General features: G+C 63.2%; 9 protein-coding genes. All 9 read left to right on the forward strand.

Translation table 11 applies throughout. The features are described 5' to 3' along the window. Positions 1–579, forward strand: a 579-nt coding sequence (locus EN932_RS18730; protein ID WP_164890534.1) for an SDR family oxidoreductase, incomplete at its 5' end; no start/stop codon positions are given. A 70-nt stretch (positions 580–649) separates the two neighbouring features. After that, entirely contained in the window at positions 650–1,600 is a 951-nt protein-coding gene (locus EN932_RS18735) for a LysR substrate-binding domain-containing protein (RefSeq protein WP_013530401.1), read from the forward strand. Positions 1,601–1,686: 86 nt separating this feature from the next. Next, on the forward strand, positions 1,687–2,721 hold the full coding sequence (locus EN932_RS18740) for an amino acid ABC transporter substrate-binding protein (RefSeq protein ID WP_127367976.1): 1,035 nt from the start codon (positions 1,687–1,689) through the stop codon (positions 2,719–2,721). A gap of 79 nt (positions 2,722–2,800) precedes the next feature. Then, positions 2,801–3,964, forward strand: coding sequence for an ABC transporter permease subunit (locus tag EN932_RS18745; RefSeq protein ID WP_127367975.1), 1,164 nt, complete (start codon positions 2,801–2,803; stop codon positions 3,962–3,964). A 3-nt stretch (positions 3,965–3,967) separates the two neighbouring features. Beyond that, positions 3,968–5,047: an amino acid ABC transporter permease gene (locus tag EN932_RS18750; RefSeq protein ID WP_064992567.1), complete on the forward strand. Its 1,080-nt coding sequence runs from the start codon at positions 3,968–3,970 to the stop codon at positions 5,045–5,047. A 12-nt stretch (positions 5,048–5,059) separates the two neighbouring features. After that, positions 5,060–5,818 (forward strand): amino acid ABC transporter ATP-binding protein, encoded by a 759-nt coding sequence (locus EN932_RS18755; RefSeq protein ID WP_127385514.1) that lies wholly within the window; start codon positions 5,060–5,062, stop codon positions 5,816–5,818. Positions 5,819–5,878: 60 nt separating this feature from the next. Beyond that, complete coding sequence (locus EN932_RS18760) at positions 5,879–7,303, forward strand: FAD-binding oxidoreductase (RefSeq protein ID WP_127388231.1); 1,425 nt, start codon at positions 5,879–5,881, stop codon at positions 7,301–7,303. A 98-nt stretch (positions 7,304–7,401) separates the two neighbouring features. Beyond that, entirely contained in the window at positions 7,402–9,072 is a 1,671-nt protein-coding gene (locus tag EN932_RS18765; protein WP_127367401.1) for a thiamine pyrophosphate-binding protein, read from the forward strand. Next, on the forward strand, positions 9,069–10,772 hold a 1,704-nt coding region (locus tag EN932_RS18770), incomplete at its 3' end, for a hydantoinase/oxoprolinase family protein (RefSeq protein WP_164890535.1). The genes EN932_RS18765 and EN932_RS18770, both read left to right, overlap by 4 nt.

Genomic DNA, 10,772 nt, shown 5'->3' on the forward strand with positions numbered 1-10,772 from the left:
GCCCTGTGCGACATCCAGGTCGGCCCTCAGTGCCAAGCCGCCTTCGACGCCATCGTTTCGAAGCTCGGGCGTATCGACACGCTGATCAATTGCGCCGCGATCTACCCTCGCCGCCCGCTCCTCGAGATCAGCGACGCCGATTGGGATGCCTCCAACGGCATCAACATCAAGGGCACTTATCACATGATGGTGGCAGCCGTTCGCCACATGCAATCGCAGGAGCCGAAGAGCCATGTGCGTGGCCGGATCGTCAACCTGACCTCTGTCGATGCCTTCAAGGCGCATCCGCAGAACGCCCACTATGCGGCAACCAAGGCCGCCGTGGTCAGCCTGACGCGCTCCTTTGCCCATGACGTCGCAAAACACGGGATCCTGGTCAATTCGGTGGCCCCCGCAGGCATGGCCACGGAGCGGGCCAAGGCCCTCGGCTTCCTCGAGGAACTGGCCAAGGCGAGCCCGCTGGGTCGTGGCGCCGAGCCTGCGGAGATTGCCGAGTGGGTTCTCATGACCGGCGGCCCCAAGAATACCTACATGACGGGAGAAAATGTAATTGTTTCAGGTGGTTATATATACGCCTGAGCTATTTTCGCGGCGCCGGCGGCGCTGAATTGTCCAACAGGAACGCAAGCGAAAGGAGGTGGAATAGACGATGACCGGCAAGCTTCGCCTTCCCTCGCTGAATGCGCTTCGCGTCTTCCACGCCGTCGCGCAGCACAAGAGCTTTCGGCAGGCGGCGGATGAATTGCTGGTCACGCCGCAGGCCGTCGGACAGCAGATCAAGCTACTGGAGGACACGCTTCAGGTGACACTGTTCGAACGCAAGGGGCGGTCGGTCGAATTGACCGAGTCTGCCATCCTTCTCTCGCACTATGTCAAAGCTGGGTTCGATGAATTTTCCGAAGGTGTTCGCCGCGTCACCAAGTCGAATTACCGGGACCGCATCAACCTGAATGCGAGCCCCTATTTCGCGACCCACTATTTGCTGCCTCGCCTATCTCTGTTCCGGGAGATATTGCCCGGTGCGGATCTGCGCCTGACGACGATGGTCGATCTGCCCGATTTCGGACGCGACGACATCGATATGACCGTCCAGTGGGGCTACGGCAATTGGCCGGACTACGAGACCATACTGCTGGTGCCTGATCCGAAGGTCATCTGCTGCACTCCGGCCATCGGCGAGAGCATCAAGTCGGCGCAGGACCTGACGTTGTTCACGTTGCTGGACACCGTCAAGTCGAAGCGCCTTTGGCCAGACATTTTACGCCACCTTGCCATCGAGCAGACGGACGGCAACCGAAGCATCAGCTTCGACGATGCCGCGACCATGCGCCGTGCAACCCTGCAAGGCATCGGCGTCGGTCTCGTCTCCGTCATCGACGCCGAGGAAGATTTGAGGTCGGGCGCGCTGGTCGCGCCGGTCGGGCGCGACGCCCTTGCCGATATGCGGCCGGAAGAAGTTCCTGGGTTCTACCTGATCGTCCCGCGCGGGCACCTGCGCGTGAAGGCGGTCGCCGCCCTTCATCGATGGCTCGCCCAGCAGGACTGGGGCAGCGATCTGAAGATTTCCTCCGTGCCGAAACCGACCCCGCTTTCCGATTAGGAGCGGCTTTGAGACAGAGCTCCGAAAAAGAACTTTTGGGCCTCCAACAACAAGAAACCAAACAACCTCAACAGTGGAGACGGAACATGAAGACGATGAAATGGGGGGCCGCAGCCATGGCCCTTGGACTTGTGCATTTTGCAGCGCCGGCAGAAGCCGCCGGCGGCAAGACGCTGGAAGCCGTCAAGGCGCGCGGCGTGCTCAACTGCACCGGCCATGACGGGTCTTACCTCGGCTTCGCCGAAGTTGACGACAAGGGCAACTGGAAGGGCATGGACATCGATCTCTGCCGGGCGGTGGCCACGGCCGTGCTCGGCGACCCGGCAAAACTGAAGGTCGTTCCGATCAGCTGGGCGCAGCGCTGGCCGTCCCTGCAATCGGGCGATGTCGACATCATCATCAAGGCGTCGGGCGGCACGCTCAGCCGCGACACCGAGCTCGGGCTGCAATTTTCCATGTCCTATTACCTCGGAACGACCAAGGTGATGGCGCACAAGGAGCTAAACCTCAAGTCGCTCAAGGATGCGGCCGGCGGCACGATCTGCATTCCCGCCGGCACGTCGCAGGAACAGCAGGTCGCGGCCTATACGGGCAAGCTTGGCATCAAGCTCGAACCCGTACTCATCGAAAAGACCGAGGAGCTCGAGCAGGCCTATTTCTCCGGACGCTGCGATCTCTATGCGCAGTGGGGCCCGACGCTCGCCATTGCGCGCATCGCCAAGAGCAAGGTCGACGACCATGTCATCCTGCCCGACGTGCTCGCCGTCGAGCCTGAAGTCATGATCATGCGCCAAGGCGACGACAATTGGGTTGACATCGCCAACTGGACGCTGAGCACGCTGATCTTCGCCGAGCAGGAAGGCATCACCTCCAAGAACGTCGACGAGGTCAAGGCCACGCCGACCTCGCCGCAAGTCGCCAAGTTCCTCGGCGTCACGCCAGGCATGGGCAAGGGTCTCGGTCTCGATGATGACTGGGCCTACAAGGTGATCAAGAACGTCGGCAATTACGGCGAAATCTTCGAGCGCGACCTCGGCAAGGACTCGCCCTACAAGATGGACCGCGAGTTGACCAACCTTTGGAACAATGGCGGTGTCCTGTTCCCGCTGGTGATCGACTGATCCGTCCTTAACTCACCCGCTCCAGGCCCCGCCCGGCACAGCCGGGCGGGGTCGGCGACAATTCGGCAAGGATCTTTGGATGGTCAGCCTGCTGAGAAATCAAAAGGTCCGCAACGCGCTGTTGCAGGTCCTCTATGTCGGCTCGATCGCCGCGATGGTGCTTGCCGGCATCGTGATCGCCCGCCGCAACCTGGCTGATCAGGGGATCACCTCCGGATTCGACTTTCTGTTCAAGTCGACGGGTTGGGATGTGAATTTCTCGCTGCTGCCCGCCACGGCCAATGATCCCTATTGGTGGTACTTCCTCATCGGCATCATCAACACGCTGTTCCTGGGGAGCGTCGGCCTGATACTGGCGACGATCGTGGGAACGATCGTCGGTCTGGCGCGGACGTCTTCGAACGATTTGGCCCGGCTGCTCGGCCGTACCTATGTGGACATCTTTCGCAACATTCCGCTGATCCTCCAGGTTTTCTTCTGGTATGCGATCATCACGCACCTGCCGACGCCGCGCAGCGCGCACGAAGCCTGGGGCTTCCTGCTCACCAGCCGAGGACTCTACATCCCATTCCCGAACGTCGGCAGTGTCGCGTTTGCCGCAGCCACAATGGCTGTGATCGCGGCCATCGTGCTGCCGGCCTGGCTGGGCAGGACGTCGCTCCTTGCCCAGCCGATCGGCCAGCGGCGCACCATCCAGTTTGCCGCCGCCGCAGCGGCACTGGCCTGCGCGACCATCATTCTGGCTCTCGGACGTCTGCCGGATACGCCGCTGCTGGACTTCCCTGCCCTGCAAGGCCTCAATCTGAGAGGCGGCCTGCGTATCCCTCCGGAGTTCGCCACCCTCGCCATCGCCATCGCCATCTATGGCGGCTCCTACATTGCGGAGATCGTGCGCGGAGGCTTCAAATCTGTCGGCACCGGCCAGGTCGAGGCAGCCCTTTCCTTGGGCCTTAGTCCCTGGCGGGTCTTCACGCTGGTGCGGCTGCCGCTGGCGCTGCGTGCCATGCTGCCGATCCTTGCCAATCAGTATGTCTGGCTGATGAAGGCGACGACGATGGGCATCGCCGTGGGCTTCACCGACTTCTTCATGATTGTGGCGCTGACGATCAACCATTCCGGGCAAACACTCGAAGCGATCGGCATCCTGATGGCAGGCTTCCTCGCCATCAACCTCAGCCTTGCCGCCGTCTTCAACCGCATCAACAAGGCAATTGCCCTCAAGGGCAATCAACTGAGGGGCTGAGAGATGGAGATGGTCATTGTCGCTCCACCCGCTCCCGGCAGGCTTGAGGATCTGAGGCGACGCTTCTTCGCGACGCCGCTTCAGGCGGTGGTGTCGCTGGCCTGTCTGACGATCATGGTCTTCCTGGTCTGGAAGCTGCTGAATTGGGCGGTTTTCTCGGCTGTCTTCACCACCAGCGGCGGGCCGGAAGCCTGCCAGGCGGCAGCGGGAGCCTGCTGGTCGGTCATCGCAGCGAGATGGCGGATCATCTTCTTCGGCCTCTATCCCTACGAGGAACAATGGCGCTCGGCGCTGGCCTGCGTCGCCGTTGTGGTGATGACGGTGCTGAGCTGTATCCCGGCGTTCTGGACGGGCCGCCGGATCGCGCTGGTATGGGGAGCCGGAACAGGCCTTTTCTACGTATTGATGAAAGGCGGCGTGCTTGGCCTTGCCCATGTCGGCGAGGAAGCCTGGGGCGGGCTGGCGCTGACCCTGTTCATCTTCGTTACCACCTGCCTGATCGGTTTCCCCTTGGCGATCTGCCTGGCCTTGCTGCGCCGGTCGGAGCTGCCCTGGATTTCGCGGACCACCGGCCTCATCATCGACGGGGTCCGGTCGCTTCCGCTGATATCGATCCTCTTCACCTTTGCAGTGGTTCTGCCGTTCGCGCTGCCGCAATGGCTGCAGGGCGATAAGCTTTACCGCGTGATCCTCGGCTCCGCTCTGTTCTTCTCCGCCTATCAGGCTGAGATCGTGAGAGGCGGCATGCAGGGCGTTGCGACAGGACAGGAGGAGGCTGCCATGGCGCTCGGCATGCGCTACTGGCAACGCATCAGCCGCATCCTCCTGCCTCAGGCCATGCGCAACGCGATGCCGGCCACGATCAACCAGTTCGTCATCTCGTTCAAGGAGACCTCGCTGGTGGTCATCGTCGGTTTCTTCGAGATCCTGGCTTCCGGCAATGCCGCCTATGGCACCGGCGAATGGCGCTTCGCCTATGTCGAAGTCTATGCCTTCATCGCCTTCATCTACTTCATCTTCGTCTTCAGCCTGTCCCGCTATGGCGCCTTTCTCGAGCGCCGCATGTCGGTCAGCGAACGGTAAGGAGGCGTGCAGGTGATCTCAACCAATTCGACCGGTGAGCCGGCGCTCCGCATCGAAAACCTCGACAAATACTACGGCACGTTCCAAGCACTGCGCGGGATAAACCTTTCCGTACAACGGGGCGAAAAAATCGTCGTCTGCGGACCCTCCGGCTCCGGCAAATCGACGATGATCCGCTGCATCAACCGCCTCGAACAGCACAATGGCGGCCGCATCGCGGTGCTCGGGACCGAGCTCAACGACGATGTCGGCAATATCGACGAGATCAGGCGTGAAGTCGGCATGGTGTTCCAGCACTTCAACCTGTTCCCGCACATGACGGTGCTGGAGAACTGCATGATCTCCCCGATGATCGTGCGCAAGCAGCCGCGGGCGCAAGCCGAGGCAACCGCCCGCCACTACCTGGAGAAGGTGCGCATTCCCGAGCAGGCTATGAAATATCCCAGCCAATTGTCCGGCGGTCAGCAGCAGCGCGTCGCCATTGCACGCGCTCTTTGCATGCAGCCGCAGATCATGCTGTTCGACGAACCGACCTCGGCGCTCGATCCGGAAATGGTTTCCGAAGTGCTTGACGTCATGGTCACGCTTGCCTCGGAAGGCATGACGATGATCTGCGTGACGCATGAGATGGGCTTTGCGCGTCGCGTGGCGGACCGGGTGCTTTTCATGGACGGCGGCGAGATCCTCGAAGAAGCGCCTCCGGACGAGTTCTTCACCTCTTCCCGCCACGAGCGCACTCGACAATTCCTGTCGCAGGTGCTGGGTCATTGATTGGAAGCAACGATCCGGGACGTGTCGGACGGCACGCCCTCAGCTAACTCGGGTAGATCAATGACCGATCCCGCCACCGCGCTGCACGAGATTCTCGGGCCGAAAGGCTGGCTTTCGGGCCGGGATGCCGAGCCCTACCGGCGCGATTGGCTCAATCGCTACGGCGTCGCACCTCTGGGCGTTGCCAGGCCCGCGAATACGCCGGAGGTTGCCAGTGTCGTCAAACTATGTCGCGAGGCCGGACTGGCAGTCGTGCCACAAGGCGGAAACACCGGGCTTTGCGGCGCCGCCGTCGCCGAGCAGCCCAATGCGGTGATCGTCTCGCTGTCACGCATGACGGCGATCGGGAAGCCGGATCTGGAAAGCGGATCGATCGTCGTCGAGGCGGGTGTCGTGCTGGCAACGCTGCACGAGGCGCTGGAGCCGCATGGGCTGATGTTTCCAATGCATCTGGGCGCAGAAGGCAGCGCCAGGATCGGCGGCCTGATCGGCACCAATGCGGGCGGCAGCCAGGCTTTCCGATACGGCATGATGCAGGATCTCGTCCTGGGTCTCGAAGTCGTGACGCCTGATGGCGGGATTTGGGACGGACTGCGCGCGGTGCAGAAGGACAATGCCGGCTATCAACTGCGCAAGCTGTTCTGTGGCGCTGAGGGCACGCTCGGCATCGTCACGCGCGCGATCCTGCGGCTCTACCCCAAGCCTCGGCAGCAAGCGAGCGCCCTTCTGGTCCTGCCCGACTTTGCCGCCGCCGTTTCGTTCGGCGCCTTCCTGCGCGGCGAGGCCGGGGAATTCCTGACTGGCCTCGAGTTCTTCTCCGATGTGGGCCTGCGATTGGCGCTCAAGCACGTGCCCGACCTTGCCTACCAACTGGAGACACGGGGCGACGTCTATCTGCTGGTCGAACTGGCATCGGGGTCGTCACGCGTTCCCCTGGACGAGATCCTGGCTTCGGCTCTGGAATGGGGCATGGAACAGAGCCTGGTTAGCGACGGCGCGCTGGCGGCGACAGGTGCGCATCGGGCACAATTCTGGCGGCTGCGCGAGGAGCAACCGGAGGGACAAAGGCTGGAAGGCGAGCAACTCAAGCACGACATCTCCGTCCCTCCAGGTGCAATCGCCCGTTTCGTCGAGGCTGGCGCGAAGATCTGCGGCGGCATTCTTCCCGGTGTGCGGATAAACCCGTTCGGGCACCTCGGCGACGGAAACATCCATTACAATTTGTCTCCGCCGGAAGGTCGTGCCGATTTCGACGGCAAGGCCGAGCTGTTCGCAGAGGCGCTGTCATCTCTTGCCACTCAGATGGGCGGCAGCTTTGCCGCCGAGCATGGGCTTGGCCGGGCAAAGGTGGTCATGGCCGACCGCAATCGCGGCCTGGTGGAGCGAGAGCTCATGGCGCGGCTCAAAGGCGCGTTCGATCCGCTGGGCACGATGAACCCGGACGTCCTGGTTCGCGCCTCTCGGGAAAGAAAAACTTTCGAATAGACGGCATTTCTTGGTTTCGTCTCGATGCGCCAGCGTGCACGTATGAATCTGAAAGGCAGGCTCGATCCGCTTGCCGCCTGAATGAAGGATGTCGCAGCATGATCCGCAATGGCGGTCGCCTTCTTGTCGAATGCCTGATCGCGCTCGGCGCGACCAAGAGTTTCGGTGTGCCGGGCGAAAGCTATCTGGCCGTGCTGGACGCGCTGCACGACACTCGTGGAAAGCTGGACTACGTGCTGTGCCGCAACGAGGGCGGCGCGGCATTCATGGCCTCGGCCTATGGCAAGCTGACGGGTTCGCCGGGCATCTGCTTCGTGACGCGCGGACCGGGTGTCGCCAATGCGTCCATCGGCGTGCACACGGCGATGCAGGACAGTTCGCCGATGATCCTGTTCGTCGGCCAGGTCGGCACCGACATGCGCGGCCGCGAAGCGTTTCAGGAAATCGACTACCGCGCGGTGTTCGGCACGATGGCGAAATGGGCGGTGGAGATCGACGCTGTCGAGCGCCTGCCGGAAATCATTGCCCGGGCCTGGACCACGGCGCTCACCGGGCGGCCCGGCCCGGTGGTGATCGCCCTGCCCGAGAACATGCTGACCACGCCGACCGATGTCGCGGCGCTCAGCGGGCCTGCCAGGGTGTTCGAGGCCGCGGCCGATGCCGATGCGCTGGCCGAGGCCCGGTCCATGCTGGCCGCCTCCAGCAGACCGGTCATCCTGATCGGCGGTGCCAACTGGTCAGCTGACGGGCGTGCCGTGCTCCAGGCTTTCGCCGAAACCTCCGACATTCCGGTGGTCGCGGCGTTCCGCTTCCAGGATCAGTTCGACAATGGCTCACCGGTCTTCGTCGGCGAGGCCGGTGTCGGCATGGTCCCGCATGTCAAGAAGCTGATCCGGGACGCCGATGTGATCCTGGCGATCAATGTGCGCTTCGGCGAGATGACCACGGATGGCTACACGCTGCTGTCCGTGCCCCAGCCGAAGCAGAAGCTGATCCATGTCCACGCTTCGGATCGCGAGATCGGCAAGATCTATGTGCCGGCGCTTGGCATCCATGCCGGGCCGAACGCCTTCGCCAAGGCGCTCTCGCCGGTCAAGGGCGACTGGGGCGCGTGGCGGTCGCAGGCACGCCAAAGCTATGAGGGCACGTTCACCGCGCCTGCCCAGCCGGGCCCGGTCGACATGGTCGAAGTCAGCCGCTGGCTGCGCGAAACGCTGCCCGACGACGTCATCCTGACCAACGGCGCCGGCAATTTCACCGTGTGGCCAAACAAGTTCTTCAAATTCGGGCCAAAGGCGCGGCTGCTTGCACCGCAATCCGGCGCCATGGGCTACGGCCTGCCGGCGGCCATCGCGGCCAAAGTGGCCTTTCCCTCACGCACGGTGGTCTGCTTTGCCGGTGACGGCGATTTCCAGATGAACTGCCAGGAGTTGGGGACGGCGATGCAGGCCGGGGCGCAGCCGATCGTCCTCATCCTGAACAACGGCATCTACGGGACCATCCGCGCGCATCAGGAGCGGCACTATCCGGCGCGCGTGTCGGGAACGAACATCGAGAACCCGGATTTCGTCGGCATCGCCCGGGCCTATGGCTTCCACGCCGAGCGGGTCGGCGCGACCAGCGATTTCGCCGGCGCTTTCGGCAGGGCGCTGGCATCCGCGACCGGCGCGGTCCTGGAGCTGGATATTTCCCCGGAGGCGATCACGCCGCGTCAAACCCTTTCCCAAATGCGCGACGCAGCGCTCGCTTCGCATAAGGCCAACGCATGACCAGTACGGCAAATGACATTCGTCTCGGCGCGGATATCGGCGGCACGTTCACCGATATTGTGGTCGATGTGCGCGGCACGATCTTTTCGACCAAGATCCTGACCAACTATGCCGCCCCCGAACAGGCTATCCTCGACGGGATCGAGATTGTCGTGCGCGACGCCGGCATCACGCTGGCGGACCTCGACATCGTCATTCACGGCACCACGCTGGCGACCAACGCGCTCATCGAACGGCGTGGCGCCAAGACGGCATTGGTCACCACCGAAGGGTTTCGCGATGTCATCGAGATGCGCACGGAAAACCGGTTCGAACAGTATGATCTGAACCTGAAGCTGCCGCCGCCGCTGATCCCGCGCGAGCATCGCTATACGGTCAAGGGGCGCATCGGCGCGGACGGAAAGGAATTGCAGCCGCTGGACGAAGCAGCGCTCGACGAGATCGCCGGCAGCATCGCCGCGGGCGGCTTCGGCGCCGTCGCCATCGGCTTCATCCATTCCTACATGAACCCGGTGCATGAGCAGCGGGCACGCGCGATCCTCGCCAGAAAGCTGGACATACCGATTTCCATCAGCGCTGAGGTCTCGCCGCAGATGCGCGAGTTCGAACGCTTCAACACGGTTTGCGCCAATGCCTATGTCCGGCCGCAGATGGCCGACTATCTGGTGCGCCTCCAGGTGCGGCTGAAGGAGATGGGGGCGAACTGTCCGGTGTTCATGATCCACTCGGGCGGCGGACTGATCTCGGTGGAAACCGCGTCCGAATTTCCGGTGCGCCTGGTCGAGTCCGGTCCGGCCGGCGGTGCCATTTTTGCGGCCGACGTGGCGCGGCGCTTCGACCTGGACTCCGTCGTTTCGTACGACATGGGCGGAACGACCGCGAAGATCTGCCTGATCGAGGACTATTCGCCGCGCACGGCGCGGACCTTCGAGGTCGCCCGCACCTATCGCTTCTGCAAAGGCTCCGGCATGCCGATCTCGATCCCGGTCATCGAGATGATCGAGATCGGCGCCGGCGGCGGCTCGATCGCCTGGGTCGACGCCATGGGCCGCATCCAGACCGGCCCGGAAAGTGCCGGGTCCGAACCCGGTCCCGCCTGCTACGGGCGCGGCGGCAGCCGCCCGGCCATCACCGATGCCGACCTGGTGCTGGGCAAGCTCGACCCGGACAATTTCGCCGGCGGCGCCATCAGGCTCGACACTCAGGCGTCGGAGCAGGCGATCACCCGCGATGTCGGCACCCGGCTTTTACTCAATTCCGTTTCCGCCGCCTTCGGCATCTGCGAGGTCGTCGACGAGAATATGGCCAATGCCGCCCGCGTCCATGCGGTGGAAAACGGCAAGAACATCTCCGACAATGTCATGATCGCCTTTGGCGGTGCAGCGCCCCTGCATGCGGCGCGGCTGTGCGAGAAGCTTGGCGTCGAACAGTGCCTTGTCCCGCAAGGCGCCGGCGTCGGCTCGGCCATCGGTTTCCTCAAGGCGCCGTTCGGCTACGAGGCGCTGGCTTCCAAGCTGATGCGGCTGTCGCGCTTCGATGCATGCGAGGTGAATGCGCTGCTCGACGGGCTGAAGACGACCGCCGAGAGCTTCGTGCGAGCCGGCACGAACAATGCCATCACCCGCGAGATCACCGCCTTCATGCGCTATGCCGGCCAGGGTTGGGAAATCCCGGTGCCGCTGCCCGACAGGGCGTTCAAG

The sequence above is a fragment of the Mesorhizobium sp. M7A.F.Ca.US.002.01.1.1 genome (genome assembly GCF_004022955.1).
GTDB classification, from domain to species: domain Bacteria; phylum Pseudomonadota; class Alphaproteobacteria; order Rhizobiales; family Rhizobiaceae; genus Mesorhizobium; species Mesorhizobium ciceri.

Coding starts and splice junctions, on each gene's coding strand:
- EN932_RS18735 (WP_013530401.1), top strand. CDS start 650: ATGACCGGCAAGCTTCGCCTTCCCTCGCTGAATGCGCTTCGCGTCTTC.
- EN932_RS18740 (WP_127367976.1), top strand. CDS start 1,687: ATGAAGACGATGAAATGGGGGGCCGCAGCCATGGCCCTTGGACTTGTG.
- EN932_RS18745 (WP_127367975.1), top strand. CDS start 2,801: ATGGTCAGCCTGCTGAGAAATCAAAAGGTCCGCAACGCGCTGTTGCAG.
- EN932_RS18750 (WP_064992567.1), top strand. CDS start 3,968: ATGGAGATGGTCATTGTCGCTCCACCCGCTCCCGGCAGGCTTGAGGAT.
- EN932_RS18760 (WP_127388231.1), top strand. CDS start 5,879: ATGACCGATCCCGCCACCGCGCTGCACGAGATTCTCGGGCCGAAAGGC.
- EN932_RS18765 (WP_127367401.1), top strand. CDS start 7,402: ATGATCCGCAATGGCGGTCGCCTTCTTGTCGAATGCCTGATCGCGCTC.